Annotated in this window: 23 protein-coding genes and 1 pseudogene; 9 read left to right on the forward strand and 15 right to left on the reverse strand. The window is 69.4% G+C overall.

The window, feature by feature from the left end:
* Window positions 1–77: 77 nt before the first annotated feature.
* A complete protein-coding gene (locus tag ACH5AF_RS25635; RefSeq protein WP_398904571.1) occupies window positions 78–311 on the reverse strand; it encodes a ferredoxin in 234 nt (77 codons plus the stop codon).
* Between the two features lie 82 nt (window positions 312–393).
* On the reverse strand, window positions 394–1008 hold the full coding sequence (locus ACH5AF_RS25640) for a DUF6233 domain-containing protein (RefSeq protein ID WP_398904573.1): 615 nt from the start codon (window positions 1006–1008) through the stop codon (window positions 394–396).
* Window positions 1009–1605: 597 nt separating this feature from the next.
* Between ACH5AF_RS25640 and ACH5AF_RS25645 the strand changes: the two genes are divergently transcribed.
* Both ACH5AF_RS25645 and ACH5AF_RS25650 read left to right on the forward strand, forming a co-directional pair.
* Complete coding sequence (locus ACH5AF_RS25645; protein WP_398904575.1) at window positions 1606–1809, forward strand: cold-shock protein; 204 nt, start codon at window positions 1606–1608, stop codon at window positions 1807–1809.
* Window positions 1810–2636: 827 nt separating this feature from the next.
* A complete protein-coding gene (locus ACH5AF_RS25650) occupies window positions 2637–3188 on the forward strand; it encodes a GNAT family N-acetyltransferase (protein ID WP_398904577.1) in 552 nt (183 codons plus the stop codon).
* 109 nt (window positions 3189–3297) lie between these two features.
* Here the strand turns inward: ACH5AF_RS25650 and ACH5AF_RS25655 are convergent, their stop codons facing one another.
* From ACH5AF_RS25655 to ACH5AF_RS25680, 6 genes are all read right to left on the reverse strand, one after another.
* Window positions 3298–3816 (reverse strand): hypothetical protein, encoded by a 519-nt coding sequence (locus ACH5AF_RS25655; protein ID WP_398904579.1) that lies wholly within the window; start codon window positions 3814–3816, stop codon window positions 3298–3300.
* On the reverse strand, window positions 3806–4615 hold the full coding sequence (gene istB, locus ACH5AF_RS25660) for an IS21-like element helper ATPase IstB (protein ID WP_398904581.1): 810 nt from the start codon (window positions 4613–4615) through the stop codon (window positions 3806–3808). The genes ACH5AF_RS25655 and istB overlap by 11 nt, the downstream gene beginning before the upstream one ends.
* A 200-nt stretch (window positions 4616–4815) precedes the next feature.
* Window positions 4816–5436: a Mu transposase domain-containing protein gene (locus ACH5AF_RS25665; RefSeq protein WP_398904583.1), complete on the reverse strand. Its 621-nt coding sequence runs from the start codon at window positions 5434–5436 to the stop codon at window positions 4816–4818.
* Window positions 5437–5484: 48 nt separating this feature from the next.
* The gene (locus ACH5AF_RS25670; protein WP_398904584.1) at window positions 5485–5952 is read right to left on the reverse strand and encodes a transcriptional regulator; all 468 of its coding nucleotides are present in this window, start codon (window positions 5950–5952) and stop codon (window positions 5485–5487) included.
* Between the two features lie 406 nt (window positions 5953–6358).
* Window positions 6359–6883: a helix-turn-helix domain-containing protein gene (locus tag ACH5AF_RS25675; RefSeq protein ID WP_398904586.1), complete on the reverse strand. Its 525-nt coding sequence runs from the start codon at window positions 6881–6883 to the stop codon at window positions 6359–6361.
* 54 nt (window positions 6884–6937) lie between these two features.
* Window positions 6938–7351 carry a DJ-1/PfpI family protein gene (locus ACH5AF_RS25680; protein WP_398904588.1) on the reverse strand — a complete coding sequence of 138 codons (414 nt, stop codon included), beginning with the start codon at window positions 7349–7351 and terminating at the stop codon, window positions 6938–6940.
* A 125-nt stretch (window positions 7352–7476) separates the two neighbouring features.
* Between ACH5AF_RS25680 and ACH5AF_RS25685 the strand changes: the two genes are divergently transcribed.
* Window positions 7477–7800, forward strand: a complete 324-nt coding sequence (locus tag ACH5AF_RS25685; protein ID WP_398904589.1) for a putative quinol monooxygenase — start codon at window positions 7477–7479, stop codon at window positions 7798–7800.
* A gap of 5 nt (window positions 7801–7805) precedes the next feature.
* On the opposite strand, the pseudogene ACH5AF_RS25690 reads toward ACH5AF_RS25685, so the two are convergent.
* The 3 genes and pseudogenes from ACH5AF_RS25690 to ACH5AF_RS25700 form a co-directional block, all read right to left on the reverse strand.
* A pseudogene (locus ACH5AF_RS25690) lies at window positions 7806–7995 on the reverse strand (IS256 family transposase); the annotation flags it as partial.
* A 172-nt stretch (window positions 7996–8167) separates the two neighbouring features.
* Window positions 8168–8995 (reverse strand): tyrosinase family protein, encoded by an 828-nt coding sequence (locus tag ACH5AF_RS25695; protein ID WP_398904591.1) that lies wholly within the window; start codon window positions 8993–8995, stop codon window positions 8168–8170.
* 19 nt (window positions 8996–9014) lie between these two features.
* Window positions 9015–9413 carry a tyrosinase family oxidase copper chaperone gene (locus ACH5AF_RS25700; RefSeq protein WP_398904592.1) on the reverse strand — a complete coding sequence of 133 codons (399 nt, stop codon included), beginning with the start codon at window positions 9411–9413 and terminating at the stop codon, window positions 9015–9017.
* Between the two features lie 878 nt (window positions 9414–10291).
* Between ACH5AF_RS25700 and ACH5AF_RS25705 the strand changes: the two genes are divergently transcribed.
* From ACH5AF_RS25705 to ACH5AF_RS25715, 3 genes are all read left to right on the forward strand, one after another.
* The gene (locus tag ACH5AF_RS25705; RefSeq protein ID WP_398904594.1) at window positions 10292–10642 is read left to right on the forward strand and encodes a hypothetical protein; all 351 of its coding nucleotides are present in this window, start codon (window positions 10292–10294) and stop codon (window positions 10640–10642) included.
* Between the two features lie 160 nt (window positions 10643–10802).
* Window positions 10803–11852, forward strand: coding sequence for a hypothetical protein (locus ACH5AF_RS25710; RefSeq protein WP_398904596.1), 1050 nt, complete (start codon window positions 10803–10805; stop codon window positions 11850–11852).
* A 2-nt stretch (window positions 11853–11854) separates the two neighbouring features.
* A complete protein-coding gene (locus tag ACH5AF_RS25715) occupies window positions 11855–12955 on the forward strand; it encodes a hypothetical protein (protein ID WP_398904598.1) in 1101 nt (366 codons plus the stop codon).
* Between the two features lie 107 nt (window positions 12956–13062).
* Here the strand turns inward: ACH5AF_RS25715 and ACH5AF_RS25720 are convergent, their stop codons facing one another.
* Window positions 13063–14034, reverse strand: coding sequence for an alpha/beta fold hydrolase (locus ACH5AF_RS25720; RefSeq protein ID WP_398904600.1), 972 nt, complete (start codon window positions 14032–14034; stop codon window positions 13063–13065).
* Window positions 14035–14308: 274 nt separating this feature from the next.
* On the opposite strand from ACH5AF_RS25720, the gene ACH5AF_RS25725 reads away from it, so the two are divergent.
* The gene (locus tag ACH5AF_RS25725) at window positions 14309–14485 is read left to right on the forward strand and encodes a DUF6381 family protein (RefSeq protein ID WP_398904809.1); all 177 of its coding nucleotides are present in this window, start codon (window positions 14309–14311) and stop codon (window positions 14483–14485) included.
* Window positions 14486–15173: 688 nt separating this feature from the next.
* Here the strand turns inward: ACH5AF_RS25725 and ACH5AF_RS25730 are convergent.
* Entirely contained in the window at window positions 15174–15782 is a 609-nt protein-coding gene (locus tag ACH5AF_RS25730; protein ID WP_398904602.1) for a YdeI family protein, read from the reverse strand.
* A gap of 706 nt (window positions 15783–16488) precedes the next feature.
* Here ACH5AF_RS25730 and ACH5AF_RS25735 point away from each other — a divergent pair.
* Entirely contained in the window at window positions 16489–17133 is a 645-nt protein-coding gene (locus tag ACH5AF_RS25735; RefSeq protein WP_398904811.1) for a transposase, read from the forward strand.
* 154 nt (window positions 17134–17287) lie between these two features.
* Here the strand turns inward: ACH5AF_RS25735 and ACH5AF_RS25740 are convergent, their stop codons facing one another.
* Both ACH5AF_RS25740 and ACH5AF_RS25745 read right to left on the reverse strand, forming a co-directional pair.
* Window positions 17288–18226, reverse strand: a complete 939-nt coding sequence (locus ACH5AF_RS25740; RefSeq protein ID WP_398904604.1) for a sigma-70 family RNA polymerase sigma factor — start codon at window positions 18224–18226, stop codon at window positions 17288–17290.
* Between the two features lie 10 nt (window positions 18227–18236).
* Window positions 18237–19427 carry an NAD(P)/FAD-dependent oxidoreductase gene (locus ACH5AF_RS25745; protein WP_398904606.1) on the reverse strand — a complete coding sequence of 397 codons (1191 nt, stop codon included), beginning with the start codon at window positions 19425–19427 and terminating at the stop codon, window positions 18237–18239.
* A 651-nt stretch (window positions 19428–20078) separates the two neighbouring features.
* On the opposite strand from ACH5AF_RS25745, the gene ACH5AF_RS25750 reads away from it, so the two are divergent.
* Window positions 20079–21233: an aminotransferase class V-fold PLP-dependent enzyme gene (locus ACH5AF_RS25750; protein ID WP_398904607.1), complete on the forward strand. Its 1155-nt coding sequence runs from the start codon at window positions 20079–20081 to the stop codon at window positions 21231–21233.
* Window positions 21234–21282: the final 49 nt, after the last annotated feature.

Consider the following 21282-nt stretch of genomic DNA (forward strand, 5'->3'; position numbering starts at 1 on the left):
CCGTCAGGTTAGCCACGTCGATCGGCCTCACCCGACTCAGGGCGGAGATCCTCGTCTCATGATCCGCAGGAAACGGCCTAGTCCTCTGGAGGGAACACGGCCTCGCCCGTTCCGGCCAGCCGCAGGGAAATCGCCTCGACGGGACAGTTCTCCGCCGCCCCCATCAGTTCTTCCGACGCCGGCGTCTCCTGCTCCACCGGATGCGATTGCCGCGCAGAGTCCAGCCGGAATCCATCGGGCAACGCGGCCACGCACATCGCCGACCCGATACAGACCTCCCGGTCTACGTCCACTTGCCACCGCTCACCCATCAGTCCGTTCCCTTCCAGCGCGCGGGCAGGTCATGTGTTCCAGAACGATCAGAGCGCATGCGGGAACGCAATGCTTTCTGGCCTAGGCCAGACCGGTCTCGGGATGGCAGATCTCGCACGGCTTGATGTCCGATTCCCCGAGCGCGACCAGCGCCTCATCGCGGTCCAGCCAGCCCATCGGGTGCTGGTACATGGTGCAGCCGCCACGGCGCAGCACCGCGAAGCTCTCATCGCCCTGAGATCCACGACCCGCAGCTTCTGGAGGCGGACAGCTCGGGCGACGGCTCAGACATGGCAGGGCTCGCGCAGGGGCAGGCGGCGGAGACAAGGACGAGGACGGGTGCCACGGCGGGGAGGGTTTCCTGCTTGAGCCGCATCCGTTCGGCGACCAGGTCGCTCGCGACATGACACCCCCGACCGCCGCACCTCGTACCGAAGAGCGCGACCCCCGCCGCGGACGCTTACGACCTGGTGCGCAATTGCCTCGCGCATGAGCCGCCCCGCGATCTACCCTCGCGGCCATGACGTCACACGATGCGCCTGAAGGCTCCCGGATCGCTCCCGGTGGTGCCGGGCTGGTGATCCGGCAAGAGAGCTGACGATCACCGAGATGTGCGCGAGGTTCATACGCGCGCCTTCGGTGACAGCGATCGGGTTCCCGGGCTCGTGGAGGCACTTCGCGTTGCGGAGGCTGCATTGTCGTCCGCGATCGCCCAGGTGTCCCTCGACTGCCTCCCGTAGGGCGCGGCACACCGCTGCGCAACGCGCTCAGCAAGCACGACAGGCGGCAAGCCCCGAATGTCCCAGCACCTGCGTGACGCGCCCGGAACACCGGTCGAGGATGAACTGGAGCAGTGATTCCGTAACGGCCGCAGCGGCAGCCGTAGGACCCCGACCTGCCGTGCCGGTGTCCGTAGCACGGTGGTCGTCATCACCCAACCGGCGCGAGGAGTTGCTGCGCACACTGCGTGAACTGACGCGTTTCTGCCGGAGCGACCTGTGATCGTGACCCGCGGACGGGTTCAGCGAGCGGCTCTGGTTGGCCGGTGAGGAGGAGCGTCTGGCAAGCTCACCAGAGCCAGCCCCTCAACACAGCCGGTGGCAGACCCTGACCACGGGCGAGGCTTCTCAGACACGTCTGCGAAGGGTTCGTGCCGGCTTCGCCGGCCCGGCGAGACGATCACTCATGTGTGCGGGCGTGTCGGACGCTCAGGACGCCGGGCAGCCGTGACGATCGCTTCGCACCCCCAGACGCGGGTCTTGTCCCGTGTCCGCACGAAGGAGAACAAGCACGATGGCTACCGGCACCGTGAAGTGGTTCAACCCGGAGAAGGGCTTCGGCTTCATCGCCCAGGACAATGGCGGCCCGGACGTGTTCGTCCACTACTCGGCCATCAACTCGACCGGATTCCGCGAGCTCACCGAGGGGCAGAAGGTCCAGTTCGAGGTCGTCCAAGGGCCGAAGGGCCCCCAGGCCGAGAACGTCACCCCCGCCTGACCCCTGCCCCGCACGGGCGCCCCGCGAGCAACCGAAGCGGGGCGCCGCACGTGCCTGTCCCGGGATCGTTAGCGGCCGGCCGCCGGTTACCGCCCCCACGCACCAGATACGCCCCATGTTGGGAGGCGGCCGGTCCTGCCCACACGACGCGGAGGTGGCGCCCCCGAGCGGCGGCCGGCCTGGGGAGATCCTTTCGGCGACTTCGAGGACATGTGGAGCCGGATGGGACGGCTCCGGCCGAGGACATCGGGCCCGACGAGACGGGAAAGCCAGACTGACAAAATCCGGGGCCGGGCGAGGGATCGCGGTATCCCGCAGCTGAAGCTCACGGAACCCGTACCTTGCGATCCGCAGGCGTCGTGGAAAGACCGCCATGCGGACACGCACCAACCCGTCCGAGCTGTCGTACTCCCCATGCCCCCGGCTCTCGGCGGTAGGCAGGTGTCCAGCGTGGGTCCACACCGCCCTGGAAGCGAAAACGAACGCGAGCAGCGGGTGACTGATCAGGTCCACCGTGCCGCAGGGGCGACCAGATCGGCACACCTGGATGCCGCCGTCACCCTTCCGCGGCCCCTGCCCGCCAAGGCGCACGAGCATGACGTGCTGAATGAGGACGTGGCCCGGTCGTCCCCGCTGCACCACGCGAACCTCAACTGCCTGGGCTGTTACAGCTTCCGCTCCTCGCTGATAAGGCTTCTTGAACGTCGCCAGTGATGCTCTTCCCTGCCACTTGGTTGGTTGTTGAAGGGAGTGGTGAGGGTGACGAGCATGAGCACGCGTATGGCTTGTCCTTGCAGGCGACAGGCTGAAGTGGACATGATCGCCTCATGAATCAGCGCTTGGTGGCCCTGGATAAGATCACTTTGGAGGATTGGCCGGCCATTCACTCGTGGGCGTGTCTGGCGGAGGCTTGCCGCTATCAGACGTGGGGGCCGAACACAGAGGACGAGACGCGGGACTTCGTGGAAAGTGCGGTCAAAGCCTGGTCGGACAGCCCCCAGCGGCAATTTTCCTATGTGGCCCGCCTCGGGCGGGATGTGGTGGGCATGGGGGTACTGCATGTTCGTAGTGACATCCAGCGTCAGGCCGAGATCTCCTATGGCGTGCATCCGCGAGTCTGGGGCCAGGGCATCGGGACACAGATCGGGCGGCAGCTTCTTGCTTTTGGCTTCGGCGAGTTGGGTCTCCATCGGATCTATGGAACCTGTGACCCGCGGAATCTCGGCTCTGCCCGGGTGCTGGCCAAGCTTGGTATGACGCATGAGGGACGCCTGCGTCACACGCAGCTGATTCGCGACGGCTGGCGAGACTCTTTGATCTTCAGCATCCTCGAAGAGGAATGGTGCCCTGCTGCGCTGAGCACTGCGCCGGACGAGTGACCAGCTCTGCCGAACGACCCGGCTGGCCCGCCGACCGGCAGTCGGCGGGCTCTGGGCATCGAGATCGGTCGGGCACTGATCGTGCAGTGAACGTGGCTGAGGAATTCGGTCATGGAGTCCTCCGCAGCGGAATGACGTCGGGTCCGGCGGGCATGGCGGGCCGGGCGGCTTCCGGGGTGGCCAGCAGGGCGACGATGGTGACCGGCTGGCGGCAGTGCGGACAGTCGCGGGTCGCGGTGGGCTCCAGCGGGTCTCGCTCCGCGGAGAGCTGGCGTCCCGGGCGGGTGACGGCTTTGGGCGGTGGTGGTAGCTCGGGCCGGGTCGGCGGCGTCTCGCCGAGCCGGGCGGCCCGCTGCTCGTTGCGCTGGTCGTCACGCTGCTTTGCTGCCCGGTGGCGGCAGGCGGGTGAGCAGTAGACCTGCCGGATGCGGGGGTTGGCGGTGAAGGTGCCCTGGTAGGCGGGGCAGGTGTGATCCTGGGGCTCGGCCGGGGGCCTGCGGTGGAAGGCGGATTTGCAGCGGGGCGAGCAGTAGACCTGCCTCGGCTGCGGGATGAACTCGCCCTGGCAGAAAAGGCAGTTGACGGGCTCGGGCCCGGTGGGGGCGGGTGGGACGGTGTCAGGAGACACGGACGTTCACTCCCTTGCGGAGGGATTCGGCCTGGTGCTGGTGTCCGCGCAGGCGGTAGGAAGGGCCGTCGATGCCGACGACCGCGGCCCGGTGCAGGAGGCGGTCGAGCATGGCGGCGGCGACGGTGGCATCCCCGAAGGCGCCGGCCCAGTCGGCGATGCCGACATTCGTCGTCAAGATCGTGGAGGACTTCAGATACCTCTGATTGATCACCTGGAACAGCGCGGAGGCCCCGTCCTCGGGCAGCGGCAGGTAGCCAAGCTCGTCGATGATCAAAAGCTTGGGTCCGGCGAAGAACCGCATGCAGGTCTTCCAGCGGCCCTCCAGAGCGGCCTTGTGGCACTTGGCGGCGAGCTCGGCGGCGGTGGTGAAGTAGACGCGGTGGCCCGCGTCGACCGCGGCCCGCCCCAGGGCGACGGCCAGCATGGTCTTGCCGACGCCGGGCGGGCCGACGAACAGCACGTTGGAGGCGTCGTCGAGGAAGCGCAGGGTGGCCAGGTCGCGGATGAGTTTCTCATCCACGCCCGGCTGGGCGGCGAAGTCGAAGTCCGGCAGCGTCCAGGGCTCCGGCAGGCAGGCGAACCGCAGCCGGGAGGTCAGCCGGCGGGCCTCGGTGGCCTCGACCTCGAGTTCCAGCAGACGTTCCAGGGCCGCGGTCAGCGACAGCCGTTCCGAGCGGGCCTGGTCCAGCACCCGGGGCAGGGCCTCGGCGGCGTCGTTGAGTTTCAGATAGGACAGGTGGGCTCGCAGCTGCTGATAGCGGCGTGCTTCGCTCATCTGCATCGGCGTCGTACTCACTCCTCGTTCTCCTCCTCCTTGGGCGGGGAACGTGCCGCAGCCGGTCGGCCACGGCGGCATAGCGGGACAGGTCGATCACGACCCGTTCGGCCGTCGACCCGGTGGCCCGCTGCTCGCGCAGCCGCTCGGCCTCCGCCAGCGCCGCCTCGGACGGCGGGCGGCGGACCTTGGACTTGCAGGGCGCCCGGTCGGAGAAGGACTCAAGCTCCTTCCGCTCCAGCGCGATCACGTGACCGGCGTCGCGGACGGTCTGCCCGGCTCCGCGCGGGGGCGAGCCGGTGGCGGGCGATGACCGCCCGGGACGCGGTGGCGATGGATACCGTGTCCTCGCCGAGCCGGTGAATCACCCGAACCCTCGCCCCGGGCAGGCCCGGCGGCACCGAGTAGAAGTTCCCCTCGAAGGCCACCAGTCCCTGCGGCGTCACCGTCCGTTCGACGACGAGCTCGGCCGCGAACGGCAGAGCTGGAAGCTCCAACAGAGGCTCAGCATCGGCGAGTTCAGCAACCGTGACCCTTGCCCCGTCGACGGTGCGGCGCCGCTCGTCCATTCGGACGGCGAGTTTGTCCACCCCGGACTGAGCCTGCTCGACGCTCAGCCCGTCCGGGACCGTGCGCCACCACCGCTGGGCAGCGGAGTGGTTGACCTTCTCCACCACCCCCTTGCGGTTGCCGCGGCGGGGCGGGCAGATCGACACCGACACCCCGTAGTACTTCGCAACCGACGCGAACACGGAGGTCACCTGCCCGCTGGAGGGGTAGCAGACGGTGGCCATCCGGTCGAAGCGCCACCGGCGGGCGGTCCCGCCCAGCTTGCGCACCACCGCATCAAGCGCCTGGACCAGGTGGGGGAAGTCCTCACACTCCGCGAGCTAGGCCCGCCACCGGCCCGAATGCGCAAGCGCCCCGACCAGCAGATGCGCGTGCTCACCAACACCCCAGTTCTCCGGCGGGGTTGGCAGCTCCAGCCAGTCGAACTGAATCTCTTCGCCCGGCGGATGGGAGATGACCGCGACGTCCCGACCCTTGACCGCGTGACACGGCTCGCAGTGCGGCCGCACCTTGTGACGCCGAAGGGCCCGGGTGAAGGTCGAGTAGCCGCCCTGATAGCCGAGTTCGCGGACCTCGTCGAAGAGCGTGCTCGCCCACAGATGCGGGTCATCGGCGAGCCGCTGGCGGCAGTACTCCAGAAACGGTACGAACGCATCCGGCGCCTGCCGGCGCTGACCGGGCACCTTCTTCCCGTTCAGATAGTCCCTGATCGTCTGGCGGTCGCGGCCCAGATGCCGGGCGATCGCCGAGATCGTCCACCCCTGACGACGCAGAGCGTGAGTGTCCACGTCTTCCTCCCACGTGAGCATCCAGGCCCCCGAACAGGCCGGCCTTCAAGCACACGCAGGCTCTCCAGGACACACCGCCGCCAGTTCGACACGCCGGACGACTTCACACGAAGAGACCGAAAAAACGTCACACGAAGGATGGGGAGATCAACTGAGCAGGTTTGCCGACACCCCTGAGCGCCCCTGGCGATTTTCAGAGATCGCCATCACCGCTACCGCAGGCGATGATCTGCTCCCCCTGCGCGACCTGGATGCGGCTGAAGACGATGAGGACGCTGAGGCATGAGCCGGGCGGTACTGCGGAGTGACGGCCCACTGGAGTGGTGAGCTCGCACGCGGTACGGCTTGGCTGTCACGGTGAGTGGTCGGCGAGGGCCTTCGGCGATGACCGGAGCCGGAGCAAGGGTCACGTTGACCCGCGAGAGGTACCGGCGGGCGTCGCTCCGCTGCGCAGGCGGCCGGGGGTGGTGCCCAGGCGTTGGCGCAACAGTGTGGTGAGCGTGGAGGCGTTCTCGTATCCGACGCGGCGGGCGACGGTCTCGGTGGGGAGGTCCGTGGTGCGCAGCAGGTGGGCGGCCTGTTCGAGCCGGATGCTCTGGGCGAACCGCAGGGGTGAGATGCCCAGTACCTTGCCCACGGCCCGTTGGAGGGTCCGTTCGCTTGCCCCGACCGCCCGTGCCGCTTCGGCCATCCGCAGCGGCTGGTCGAGGTGCGCGCGCACCCAGCTCTCGAAGGCGCTGACGGTGGGATCGGTGCGGGCGAGGTGGCTCGCAGTGGCGTAACCGGCCTGGGTGGGGCGGTGGTCGACCACGAGGTAGCGGGCCGTCAGGTCCGCGAGGACGGGGCTGGCCTGCCTTACCAAGGAGAAGGCGAGATCGAGGTGCGCCATGGCGGCTCCGGCGGTGGTCACCCCCGGGGCGTGGGCCAGCATGTGGCTCTCGTCAAGGGCAACTTGGGGGTACCTCTGCCGGAAGGCCGGGGCCAGTCACCAGCTGGTGGTGGCGGCGAGCCCGTCCAGCACGCCCGCCTCGGCGAGGAGGAACGTACTGGTGCAGGCTGCGGCCAGGGGGACGCCGTCGGCCCGGGCCCGCCGGACCGCTTCGCGTTCGGGTCCGCGTTCCGGGGCGGCCACCCATTCCAGCAGGGGTGCGGGCTGTTGGGGGCCGGCTCCGGGAACGACGAGGAGATCGGGCCGTGGGGCGTCTTCGACGGCTTGGGCCTCGATCACGTGCCCGGAAGCCGTACGGACGGCACCCTGCCCGCTGACGCGGGTCAGCTCCCAGCGCGGTGGGGGGTGGGGCAGTTCCTCCCGCAGCTCATTGGCCATCTGCAGGACGTCGAGGACCGTGGCCAGACCGGAGTCGAAGAGGTCGTCCATCACCAGTACCGAAATCCTCATGTCGCAAACGGTAAAGCATCCGGCGGATCCGCCACTGCCTGCAGTCCCCCGGCCGCTCATACGGTGATCACATCGCACAACGCCGCGGCACCACACCGCACTCACCATGCACCGAGGAGCACTCCATGACCAACGCCCTTGTCCCCGACACCGCCGGCGTCGGCCTGCTCGCCCGTATCGAGGCCAAGCCGGACTACGCCAGCGAAATCGAGGAACTGCTCACCGCAGCCCTCCCCCCGGCCCGGGAAGAGGCCGGCACCACCCTCTGGTTCGCGCTGCGCCTGGGCCCCACCACGTTCGGCATCTTCGACGCCTTCGGCACCGAGGAGGACCGCACCGCGCACCTCCAGGGCCAGATCGCGGCGGCGCTCATGGACAACGCCCCCAAGCTGCTCGCCGAGGCCTCCGAGATTCTGCACGTCGAGGTCCTGGCCGCGAAGCTCTCCTAGCTGCCGCGTTTCCCGTCGCGGGAGTTGCCGCCGTTCTTACCAGCCGGGTCGTGCTCGTCCTGGCCGAGGTGGCCGGTGACCTCGCCCTCGAGGGCGGACTCCAGCAGTCGCTTGGTCAGCTGCTGCAGCAGCCCGCCCTCGCCGGTCAGTTGCAAGACCCTCGGTCTGGGCCCGGCCCACCAGCTCGCCGATCAGCTGGCGTCCACGGACTTGGCCGGCTGCGGCTCAGTCGACTCGACGTTCTCGGGCTCGGTCTTGTCGTTGCCGGTCCTCGGTGCCTCTTCCTTGATCGGGAGTTGCACCGAACGATTCACAGTCCCACGGGCAGCCGCACCGCGCCGTATCCGGCCTGGTCCCTGGGGCTGAGCTACGCGGCTCGGTCGTAGGTGTAGTGCGAGGTGTGGTCGAGCATGTCGACCGGGGTCACATCGTTCCAGGGGCGCATGGTGTCGTGGAGGTCGACCACGTTCGCGGTGCCTGCCTGGGGAAGGTACGGGGAGTCGGGGTGCAGGGCCTGCCACTCGGTCCAGAGCTTGTCGATGAAGGCGTGGTGCAGCCAGAACACCGGGTCGTTCGGTGAGACTCCGGTGGCCATCTGGCCGCCGACCCAGACGTGCACGCGATTGTGCAGGTTCACTCCACGCCAGCCTTCGAGGTGGTTACGGAAGCCGTCGGACGCGCTGTTCCAGGGGGGCATGTCATAGCTGCTCATCGCGAGTACGGTGTCGACCTCAGCGCGGGTGGGGAGTTGGCGGCCGCCTGCGCCGAGCGCCCGGCGCAGGTAGCCGCGTCCGTCGACCCGTATGGAGATGCTCCAGCCGCCCGTGGCGGCGGCGAACGGCCCGTCCATTACCTGTCCGTCCCTGCTGCGGCCGCTGCCGCCGAGGAAGTCCGCCGCCCAGAGCGAGGCGGCGGGGGTGCGGTCGGCGGTCCAGTCCCAGTACGGGAGGGCGACGGACGGGTCGACGGACTGGAGGGCCTGCTCGAATTCGATGAGGAAACGTCTGTGCCAGGGCAGGAAGGACGGGGATCGGTGGCCGACCCGGTCGCCGCTGTCGGTGTCGCCCATGATGAAGGCGTTGTGGGTGGTGACGAACGAGTCGTACCGGCCGCTGCGCTTGAGTGCGAGGAGTGCGTCGACGAAGGCGCGCTTCTCGGTGCTGGTCAGCTCTGCCTGGTTCTTGCGTACGGTCATGGTGGCTGGTGCTCCGGGCTCAGGAGAGGTCAAGGGGGACGAGGGCTGCGCCCTGGAGTTCGCGGACAGCGGCGCGGGCCGCGGCGCGCGGGGTGGAGAGCGGCTCGTAGTGGGTGACGACGCTGATCCAGGTGCCGTCGGCGTTGCGCATGACGTGCAGTTCCTCGCCGTCGATGTGCACGGTCCAGCCGCCGCCGTGGTGCTCGTGGTGACCGCCGCCGTGGCTGGGCGCGCCCTGGATACGCCGGCCCAGGTAGACCTCGTCGAAGGCACCGGATGCGTCGTGGGTGTGCGGCGTGGCCGGCGTGTGCGGTGCTCGGTCATGTGCGCTGCCGACGGCGGGCGCGGCACTGATGACCGCGAGGCCGGCGGCGGCGCCGACGGCGCTGAGGGCTTGGCGGCGGGTGAATCGGGACATGGAGGTGCTCCCCAGGTGCAAGGTGTTTCGGGACTGCAGTGCGATCGGATCCGCAGTCGCCATGCCTACCTGGGCCCGGCCGGTGAGCCGAAACCGGCGGAACGGGGTTGGTCGCCAAATGGACAATTAACCACGTGAGGTACAGACTTGAACAAAGTTGATCTTGCTTTGGCGCCACCTTCACCTCATCCGTGAAGCGAATATTCCGCCGCCGACAGGGGCATGATGTGAAGAATTTGTGGCGAGGGGCCGCTAGTTGTGCCCATCCTCACGTTCTCAATATGACCGGAAGATATGTACGCGCCGGTGCCGCGGGCGCTCGTGCGCCCGCGCCGTCAGCGCCTGACCTTGCGGGTGGCCCGCAGCCGCTCCCGGTTCATCGCCGCGATCGATCGCCTGCGCCGTCCCGCCGTATCCAGCAGCGCGTCTGCATCTGCCCGCAGCGCCTCGCCGGGGTGTCACGGCCCGTGGGTTGCACCACTGTCAGCAGGCCAGTACCGCCTTGGTTTCCAGCCTGTAGCGGGCTGCGAAGCGGCAGCTCAACGACGAGGTGCTCTCTCTGGGGAAGGGGGTCACGCGCCTTCCTCGGCCCCAGGCATCCGGCCCGCCCCTCGCCCCCTTCTGAGACCCGGCCCACGGCCCCGCCTCGCGCAGCTCCACCAACGACGTCGACCAGCTGCTGACGTTACGCCCAGGCCCCTGGCGAGCGCTGAACGCGCCCACCTCGTCGCCTCGTCCGCGCCGGAGCCCGCTTCGAACGCGGCCACCTCGCCGAACGCCCGGAGACTCTTGCAGCATGGTTGATCAACCAGAAATGGCAACACCCCGAACCCATATGCTCCACTCGCCTGGGAACGAAGAACGCCGGAGGAGGCTCGATGGGGGACGTGCGAGGTGTTCCCTGGCGTGAAACAGCACGGGTCACGGCACTGTGCTGGGTGGTCTGCGCAGTGGCCTACGCCATTCTCAAGCTCCTCGATCAGCCGACCCTGCCCATTGCCGCGCCCGTCGTGATGCTCCTGGCGCGCTGGTTCTGGGACCGGCACCGGAACTGGGCCGCGGGCGCTGCGGCCGCCTTCGCCGGCTCGGCCGTCGCGTTCGTCCTGACGGACGTGGTACGGCTGCAGTGGGACCGAATCGCAGCGGATGCATTGACGACGACAGCAGGAGCAACAGTGGCCCTGATCGTCTTCACCGGGACGTCGCGGCTGATGCCTCCAGCTACCTGATCAGGCCCGCGTGATCCACAACTCTTGACAATTACTCCGTGGCTCCAGGAGTCCCACGACACGGTGGGCCTCGAGAGGGAACCGTGATCGCCCGAATGCCGCCTGTTCACGGGTGTATGAACGCCAATACCCTGTGGGACCTTCGCGTTCTGGGGGTCTCATGAACGGTCTCCGTGCGGTCATTGTCTGCCTCGTGATCGTGTGCGCCGCGGTGGTGTCGCCGGCCGCGGCTGTGACGCCGAGCTGGTCGGCGCTGCCGGTGCCGGCAGCCGCCCCGCCGGTGACCGTGTCCGATCTCGCCGCCCGCGGGCCGGGCGAGGCGTGGGCGACCGGGTACGAGCACGCCACCGATGGACTGCGGCCGATGCTGTACCGGTGGGACGGCACGGCGTGGAGCCGGGACACAACCTTCCCCGGCGCCGGTGAGCTGGGCTGGCTCGGCAAGGTGCAGCTCGTCGGCGAGGAGGTGTGGATTCTCCAGAACCGCGTGGGGGTGGGGAAGATCCTGCGCCGGTCGGCGGGAGGGTGGAGCGCCGTCCCGCTGCCGCAGACCCTGCGGATCTACCAGGACTTCACCGCGGTACCGGGTGCCGCGTGGGTCGTCGGTGAGGACGACACCGGGCTGAAGGTGTTGCACTACGACCGTTCCGGCTGGACCACACAGTCCACCCCGGACGGTGTGCTGTTCCTGATGGGGATCACCGCGCGTACTGCCACCGACGTCTGGGCCTGGGCGGACACCAGCACCGGGACCACCGTCCTGCGCTGGGACGGCACGGTGTGGCGGGACTCGAAGGTGTCGCTGCCGCCGAACAGCAACGTGCACACGATCATGCTCGAACCGTCCGGCCGGGTCACGATCGGCGGCAGCCAGTACACCGACGGCGTGGCCCGCACCTACCTGATGACCTGGAACGGGCATGCCTGGCGCACCACCTACCCACCGCTGGGCGACACCCACACCGAGGCCATGGTGCGCGGCCCAGACGGCGCGCTGTGGCTGCCGGTGCGCAGCGACCGCGCGTTCCAGTCGAAGTACACACGGGTGGACGGCTTGCGCACCACCTTCACCTACGGCCCAAAGCGCACGAACGCGATCGACGTCAAACCGCGTGCACTGGCGAAGGCCGGGTTCTCACTGCTGTCCTTCGGGACCGTCGAGACCTACGGCTCGAAACCAAACCTGATGAGCGAACGGCTGGGAGGCTGACCATGCCCCGCCGCCTTCTCGTCGCGGCCCTCGCTGTCGCCATGACCATCATGAGCTCGGCCGCGGCGGAAACCCTGTCCTGGCAACACGTTCCGGTCCCGGCACAGGTACGCCCACAGGCCGGGCTGAACGAGGCCGTGGTGTTCGGGCCGGACCGGGCGTGGGCGGTGGGTGCAGACGCCGTCGGTCGCGAGGCGCCGGGCTTCCCGCTGGTGCTGCGCTGGGACGGAACCGCGTGGCAGCGCCAGAGTCTGCCCGGGATCGGCTGGCAGGGAGAGCTGCTGTCCATCTCCGCGACCTCACCGACCGCCGTCTGGGCGGTTGGCCGCGACTCGGGGGGCGGCGCCCACCTGCTCCGCTTCGACGGCATCGCCTGGTACGAGAGCCGGCCGCCGCGCGGTGTCGTGCTGACCAAAGTCGTCGCCAGCGGCGGTGAGACCTGGCTGATTGGTTCGCGGGGCGGCGCGCAGGTATTGCTGCGCTGGGACGGGCGCGGCTGGCGGGACGTGCCGGTGCCGCCGGGATCCGTGTACGGCCTGCACATTCTGGCGGCCAACGACGTCTGGGCCGCGGGCGCCACCGACTCTGGTGCGGCCGTGTCGCACTGGAACGGGCAGGCGTGGCAGCAGACGATCGTGGACGGGTTCCCGCGGTCGGCCGTGGGCAGTGTGCTGGCGGTCTCGCCGACGGAGGTGTGGGCGGGTGGCACAGCCGGGTTCGTCGGCGGCCCGCCTGGCCGGCCGGTTCCACCACTGCTGGTCCGCTGGGACGGGCAGGCGTGGAGCCGGGTGACCGTGCCCACCGATTTCGGCTCGATCAGCTCACTGGCGCCCAACACGTCCGGCGCGCTGGCATGGGTCTCGGTGACCCGCTCGCAGAAGTGGGGCCCGCCGGGCAGCTATCCGCCGTTCGTCCCCGGGCCGGATTTCCTTGCCTGGAACGGACAGTCGTTCACCGAGTACAGCGAACCGGCGGTGGCCGGGGAGGGTGACTCCTGGGTGCTGCGGCTGGCGCCGGTGCCGGGCACGGCGACGGTGTGGTCGGTCGGCCGCGCCGACGGCCCCGAGGGCACCTTCACCCCACGCGTCCTGCGATTCGGCTGAGAAGACGAACAGGGCTCCGGGAGCCAGCAACTCCCACTCGACAGCGATGAGTTCGTGTCGCCGCACCCGACCATGATCCATCACCTAGTGATCTTTGAAGACGGACTCTAGCTCTCCGAACCGTCCCGGGCAGGGGCGGCCACCGACTCGACGGCTTCGACGAGAGCGTCGGCGCCTTCCCAGTTGATCATGTGGCCCGCGCCGGGCACGGTAACCAGCCGCGCACCGCGTATGCCCGCGGCCATCCGTTGCGCGTGGACGGGCGGTGTCGAGCGGTCGTCGGCGCCGACAACGACGACGGTGGGCACAGTGATCTCGCCGAGGCGCGGATAGCGGTCCTCCGCGGCGAAGGCCCGCACCACCGGCAGCAACGGGCGGTGGTCCTGCCGCAGGAAGACATCGCGGTAGACCGAGATCATCGCCGGGGACGGCCGGCGGCCGCACTGGGCGGCGCCGAAGAGGAGCGCGCCGGTTCGCGTGCGCATCCAGCGCTGGATGATGCCTGCTCTGATCAGCGGGACCTGCAGCCGGTTCTGCGGCGCTCCGTCGTAGATCCGGCCCGCCCAGGTGGCGACGAGCACCAAGCCGCGCAGGCGCCGGACGACCTCGCCGTGGTCCAGCACCGCACGGATCGCGAGGAAGCCGCCCATGGAGTGACCCACCAGCACACCGTCCGTGACGTCGAACTGCTCCAGCACGGCGGCGTAGTCTGCCGCCATGGGCCCGGAGCCGGCGCCGTCACGGCCGAGCGTGGACCGCTCGTGGCCCCGCTGGTCGAAGGCTATGACACGGTGGCCGGCCGATCGCAGTTCCTCCCAGATCAGATTCCACTCCAGCAGTGAGGCGCCGTAGCCATGGGCGAGCACGACCGCCGGTCCCTCCCCGGCCACGAGAGCCCGCAGCACCGTCCCGTCCGGCCGCGGAATGAACACCTCTTCGCCTTCGGGCTCCCGCGCGAGCCGGTCCAGCGGATACGGATCGGGGTTCCGCGCGATCCGATCGGCGGCGGCCCGTGCCGCCGCCACACCGGCAACGCCCAGAACGGCGAGGGCGGTGCCGCCCGCTCGTATGCCCTTCATCGCATGCCCCTCCCCGACCGGATGACTACGGGGAGTCTACGCAGCGCGCCCCGAAGAAAACCGGGAATCGCCCCCTTCCGTCGGTTGTCCACACGAGGACGAACGCTCCCGGCCCGGGGTATGAGCGGAGCCCGCAACTACCTCTCCACATCGGTGAGTTCATGTAACCGCAACGATCCATCACCTGGTGATCCTTGAAGACGGAATCCGGGGGCGTCGCTCCGCTGAGTTGCCCGCTCTCCCCCATATCAAGGAGTGATCACGAGCGTTGCAGGTGACCCCCGGCGGCCTTGCCGAGCAGATGCGCCAGCAGGCGCAGGACCTGCAGGGTGCCGCCGAGCGCGCGACCGACCCGGACGAGCACCGTCGGCTCCCGGGCCAGGCCTGCTTGCTCCGCCCGCAGACCAAGCAGGCCGACCGCACGGGCGGCGTGGACATCGACCCCATGTAACAGCCCGAACCGGCGGCAGCTCCTGACTTTTTGATCAACCCTCACGGCCGCCGGACGTTTGATCGCGGTGCAGACCGCGCTCTGGCTGCAACCGCCCGCGACCGACCGCGGCACTGGCGGCCCTCCTCCCCAGCCGGTGGAAGGGCCGCCCTGGCGTCCGACGTGCACGTTGCGCGCTTGCACGAGCGCCGCGGGGCCCGGGCGGCATTCACGGTCCCCCGCCGAGCCGAAGCCCGGCGGGGCCGAGAAGAGTTGCGTTCGCCAGTGATGAGAGGGCGACACCGGCTACGTGGAGTGAGGTGGCCCGCGCCGCACCGGTCACACGGAGGCGAGTGGTTTCAGGTGACTCACGGGATCGCGATCACCTACGGAACGGGCCGGTGACCTCGTAGGTGATGCCGCCGCTGGAGCTGCCGGTCGTGCCGCGCTGGCTGGAGACGACTTCGAGCGATAGGTGGCCAGGGGTGCTCGGATCCGCCCTGGTCAGCCCTCCCCTGGTCAGCCCTCCGTGACGATGGGCAATTGGCCTTCGTGTCGACCGATAGTGGGTCTTCGATCTTGAGCGGTGCGCCTGCTCAGGGCCTTTGGCGTTTCGTTACGCTCGGTGAGGGCATTTGGTGGCTGCTGCCGGGGCCGCAGGCGCGCCGGGACCCCAGGGCACCACGCGGCCATGGTCCCCTTCCCGTGACTACGGGTACAGCTTCTCGCCCTTCGCCAGCATCGCTACGTACTTCTCGATCCGGCGCGCCCGGGTCTCGGCCTTCTTGGCGTCCTGGATCCGGTACAGGATCGCGTAGCGGTTCTGCCGGTCCAGTGTCTCGAAGAACTCCGCCGCGCCCGGGTCGGCGGTCAGGGCCGCCGCGAGGTCGTCCGGCACCGTGGCGGTCTTCGCACCGTCGTAGGCCGCCTCCCAGCGGCCGTCCGCCTTGGCGCGGTCGACCTCGGCCTGTCCCGGCGGACGCATCCGCCCCTGCTCGATCAGGGCGGCCACCTTGTCCCGGTTGACCTTGGACCACTTGCTGCGCGGCTTGCGCGGGGTGAATCGCTGGAGCCACCACTGGTCGTCGAACTTGCCCTTCTGGCCGTCGATCCAGCCGTAGCAGAGTGCCACGTCGAGCGCCTGGGCGTAGTCCAGCGCGACGATTCCGGGGCCCTTCTTACGAAGCTTGAGCCAGATGCCCGGCGAGACGGCGTGGCTCTCACCGAGCCATGCCTCGAACGCCTCGGCGGATTCGAATGCAACGATCTCCAAGTCCTGAGTCACCTCAGCAGCGAACCACACCCGGCCGATTGTCATGACGCATTCGGGCACGGCCCCGGATGCAGGATGCCCGTGGACCTGCCTGATCATTTCTGTTCTCGACGCAGAACGATCATGCAGGAGCCACGAGCTTGGTCAACGATACGACGTTGCTGCTCGACCTCGACGGGGTGTCCGTCGCGCGGGTTGAGCGGCTGGCCGACGGAAGGCGCCGAGTTCACCTGGTCACGGCCGACGAGAGGGCCAGGGCCTGCCCGGCCTGCGGGGTTTTCGCCACCCGGGGGTGAAGGGCTCGGCGGTGACCCGGCCGCGCGATCTCCCTTACGGCGAGAGCGGATGGGAGTTCCGCTGGCACAAGCGCCGCTGGTGGTGCCGCGAGGCCGACTGCCCTCGCCGGTCCTTCACCGAGCAGATCCCGCAGATCCCGGCCGGTGCCAGACTGACCGCCCGGCTGCGGGGTGCGGCCGGGCGCCGCACACGGGATGCCGGCTCCACGGTCATCCAGGCCGCGCGGGATCTGCATCTGTCCGGGCCACCGCGATGGAAGCCTTCCGCACGCAAGCCTGCGACGTCACTGAGGCACCTCTGCCGAGGGTCGCAGTCCTGGGCATCGACGAGACCCGCCGCGGACGGCCCCGCTGGGAGCAGGATGCGGATACTGACAAGTGGCATCTGACCCGGGACCGGTGGCACACCGGCTTCGTCGACGCCCTCGGCCACGGCGGACTGCTGGAGAAAGGGCATCGGCTACATCGCCATCGACATGTCGGCCACCTACCGTGCCGCGATCCACATCAGCCTGCCGCACGCCACCGTCGTGGTCGACCACTTCCACGTGGTCCAGCTCGCCAACAAGATGCTGTCCATGGTCAGGCGCCGCACCACCGCCGAGACCCGCGGTCGGCGCGGACGGGCGAGCGACCCGGAGTGGAAGGCCAGACGGCGGCTTCTACGCGACCGCGAGGACCTCACCGACGACCAGTTCGCCACCATGTGGGACACCCTCCTGGGCGAGGGGAAGATCGGACAGACGCTGCTGACAGCCTGGATCGCCAAGGAGAACCTGCGCACCCTCCTCGCCCTGGCCCGCACCGGAGCCGACCGCCACCAAGTCGGCCACGCCCGCTGGAAGTTCCTCACCTGGTGCGCGGACTCCGACATCCCCGAAGTCCGCCAGCTCGCCGCCACCGTCGACCGCTGGTGGCCCGAGATCGCCGGGTTCATCGACACCGGACACAGCAACGCCAAGAGCGAAGGGATCAACCGCGTGATCAAGCTCGTCGCCCGCAACGCGTTCGGCTTCCGCAACGCCGAGAACCAACGCCTACGCACACGCTGTGTCACCACCCGCCGAGCCCGCGGACACCTCCACACCGCTCAACTTTGAAGACCCCCGATAGTCGGCCATCGGGGATCAGAACCGCACGGCCGAGTCCGCTTCGGGAGACCGACGTGCTTCGGCCCCGCGCTGCTGTGCAGCGCGGGGCCGAAGGGTGCCGTCCTCATTCCCACTCAGGTCACTGGATTCCGGTGGCTCTGAATCACCATGCGTTGATGACCGGCGCGTCGGGTTCGTGCTGCCGCCAGGCCCCGCTCAGGCGCGCGAGCCGGTCCGCGGCGGCGATGCCGCGCAGGGACGCGACCTTGCCGTCGCTGACCTCGAACGCCACGGCGCCCACGACCCGGTCCTCGATCACGGCGAGGACGGCCGGGGAGCCGTTGACCAGCGCGATATGGATCGCAGGGGAACCGCCGGCCAGCCGCCGCTTCGCCGGAGTGGGCTTGAAGCCGGCCCGCACGTAGGAGGCGACGCGCTCGCGCGTCTTGTACCGCAGCAGCCGCCTGGCCAGTCCGGCGCCGTCCGAGACCGCGGTAGCGTCGGCGGTGAGCATCGCCACCAGCCGTTCGGTGCGCCCCGACGTTGCGGCGGCGAGGAACTCCTCGACGATCCGGCGCGCGGACGCGGGGTCCACCTCGTCGCCGCCGCGGCGCTCGGCGGCGACCCGGCGTCGGGCCCGGTGTACGTGCTGCTGGCTCGCGGACTCGGTGATGTCGAGGATCCCGGCTATCTCGGCGTGGGGGTACGAGAAGGCCTCGCGCAGGACGTAAGCGGCCCGCTCGACCGGCGAGAGGCGCTCCATGAGGGTCAGTACGGCCAAGGACACCGATTCGCGCTGCTCGAAGGTATCGGCAGGGCCGAGCATCGGGTCGCCCTCGAGGAGTGGCTCGGGCAGCCAGTCTCCGACAGCGCGCTCATGGCGCGCCTGCGCCGAGCGGAGCCGGTCGAGGCAGAGATTGGTGACGACCTTGGTCAGCCACGCCTCCGGCACCTCGATACGTTCCCGGTCCGCGGCCTGCCAGCGCAGGAACGCGTCCTGTACGGCGTCCTCGGCGTCGGCCGCCGAGCCGAGCAGACGGTACGCGAGCGCGGCCAGCCGGCCCCGGCTGGCCTCGAATCGATCGATGGCGACGCTGTCCATGCGGAACAGGCTAGGCGGCGACCCGAACACCGGACCGGTCCGGTGTGGTGGCCAGGCGGCGCTTACGCTTCGGCATGCCGAAGGTCGGGTGGGCGATGCCCCAACCGGCCCCCTTGAGCACGCCCGACTTGAGCCGCGCGGCGGTCCGGCCGCCCAGGTACCAGGACTTCGACCGGGCGTCCCCGTCCACCATCTGGAAGATCGCGTCCCGCCGCCCGAGGCTGATGTGGTTGCCGTGGTACTTCAGCCCGATGGTCGGGACCTCGCTGCCCGTCAGGCGCGCGATGATCGCGGCGGTAGCCTGCATGTTGGTGAAGCCGGCCGAGGCGCAGGACATCGGCAGCGGCCGGCCGTTCTCGCCGATCGCGTGGGCGCAGTCACCGGCTGCGTAGACGTCCGTGTGCGAGACCGAGCGCATGGTGCGGTCGACGACGATCTGGCCGGTCTCGGCGACCTCCAGGCCGCTGGCGGCCGCGATGGGGTGCACCGCGAACCCGGCCGACCACACGGTCACGTCCGCCGGGATGGACGTACCGTCGGCGGCGATCGCCCGCGTCGGCTCGACGGCTTCGATTCCGGTGTGCTCGTGGACGGTGATGCCGAGCCGGTCGAAGGCCTGGCGCAGGTGACGGCGGGCCTTCGGGGAGAGCCAGGCGCCCAGCTCGCCGCGGGCGGCGAGAGCGACCGAGAGGTCGGGCCGGGACTCGGCGAACTCGGTGGCGGTCTCGATGCCGGTCAGCCCCTCACCGACGATCAGCACGGTGCCGCCCCCGCCCAGGCTGTCCAGGCGCTCGCGCAGACGCAGCGCCGAGGACCGGCCGGTCACATCGAAGGCGTACTCGGCCACGCCGGAGACGCCGTGGTGGGCGACGGAGCTGCCGAGCGCGTAGAGAAGCGTGTCGTACGCGAACTCGCCGTCGCCGTCCTCACCGGTCACGGCGACGGTCCTGCGCTCGGGGTCGACGCCGGTGACGCACGCCAGGCGCAGCCGCACCGCGGTACCGGCGAACACGTCGGCGAGCCTGCGGAACACGAGGTCCTGGCCGATCGCGAGCTGGTGGAGCCGCATCCGCTCGACGAAGTCGGGCTCGGCGTTGACGACGGTGATCTCGGTGTCGGCGGGGGAGAGCCGGCGGGCCAGGTTGCCGGCGGCGAAGGCCCCGGCGTATCCGGCGCCGAGTACGACGATGCGGTGCTTCATGGCGTTGCTCCTGTCTCGTTCGCGTGCCCCTTGAACGAGACAGCGACCCGATTGCTGACAGGAGCCGGGTGTGACGCGGGTCACCGAACCGAGATGAGTGGCTGAGCCTCCGACAGGAGGTTGGGCCTGCGTCGGGCAGTCGAAACGGGGCACTGGGGGTTCATGCTGCTGAGCTCGCCTATTCCACTGGCGCCAGTTCTTCGAGGGTCCGCCCTGGTTGGTGACCGTGTGTGGTCGCCGGGGCCTATTGAAGCCGAATTCCTCTGGCCTTGGCACTGCTGCGGGATGTCAACGGGGCATGGAACGACGCCCTTCCGGTGAAGGGGAAGGACGGAGTGGGTCTCCAGGCAAGGGGGCTGGTCCCTTCGGGTGGTCTGTGCTGTGCGGCATCTCGATAGAGGCCGTTTGGGGTAATGGCCTGTCGGCGCGCGCGGCCACCTTGCGTAACCTCGTCACCAGAAGGGCACCGGACAGCTATTCCGCCACCGCTCCGCCGGTCGCGGTGCAAAGGGGTGCTGGATGTCGATGACGAGTCGGCGCGGTCTGCTGGCGAGATCTGCGGGAGCGGTGGCGGTCACCCTCGTGCCCAGCTCCGGCGCGGCAAGCGTGAACACACCGCGGGAGCGGCCGGTCACCACGGTCGACGGGCGGGTGGACTGGGACGCCTTGCGGGCGCAGTTTCGCCTGGAGCCGGGATGGGTGAACCTTGCGTTGTTCTATCTGGCCTCGCATCCGAAGGTGGTGCGGGATGCGGTGGATCACTTGAGGGCACAGGTCGACGCCAATCCTCTCTCGGTGCCCACGGGGCTGGCGCTGCCCGACGGTCCTACCGGATGGCCCCGGGTACGCCAGGCGCTCGCGGCCTATCTAGGAGGCCGGGCCGAGGACATCGCGATGACGGCGAGCACGAGCATCGGGCTGGGTGTCTTCTACAACGGCGTCGTGACCCGTCCGGGACAGGAGTTCCTGTTGACCGAGCACGACCACATCTCCCACCGCACCGCCGCCCGACTGGCCGCCGACAGGCATGGCAACACGCTACGGCTGGGCTCCTGGTTCGCCGATCCGGCCACCGCGACGGCGGACGGCATCGCGGCGGCAGTCGGCGAGGCGATACGCCCGAACACCAGAGTCGTGGGGATCACCTGGGTGCAGTCGAGCACGGGGCTTCGGATGCCGGTGCGTGCGGTGGCCGAGGTGGTGCGCCGAGCCAATGAAGGCCGCAGCCCTGCCGACCGGTGCCTGCTGGTCGTCGACGGCGTGCACGGGCTGGCGGCGATCGACGAGGATGCCGCCGACCTGGGCGCGGACGTGGTGATCGCCGGAACGCACAAATGGCTGTTCGGTCCAAGGGGAACGGGGCTGGTCTGGGTGGCGCCGGATGTCCTCGACCAGCTGCGGCCCACCTTCGTGAGCTTCATCAGGGGCGGGGGCGCAGCGCCGTTGTCGCCCGGCGGGTTTCTGGCGTTCGAGCATGCCTTCGCCCTGCCGGTGGCGGTAGCGCTGCATGAGCAGCTGGACCGGGCACGCGTCGCCGCCCGCATCACACAGCTGTCGACGCGGGTGAAGCAAGGACTGAGCCGCATCCCCGGGGTCACCGTGCACACCCCTGCCGACGCGGAACTGTCCGCGGGCATCACCTGTTTCAGCGTGGCCGGACACACCCATCAGCAGGTAGTCGACCGCGCCGCCGCCCAGCGCGTGCGGCTGTCCACCTCGACCTACACCCGGATCGGTACCGCCGTCATCAACACTCCGGCCGAGATCGACGCCGCACTGAACAGCCTGGCTGACCTCACCCGCTGAAAACCGTTCTCGGACTCCGTCGCCTTACCGCCTTCAGGGAAGTCGGCCT

Origin of the sequence: Streptomyces sp. NPDC018833 (genome assembly GCF_044390825.1) — a bacterium.
Lineage (GTDB): Bacteria > Actinomycetota > Actinomycetes > Streptomycetales > Streptomycetaceae > Streptomyces.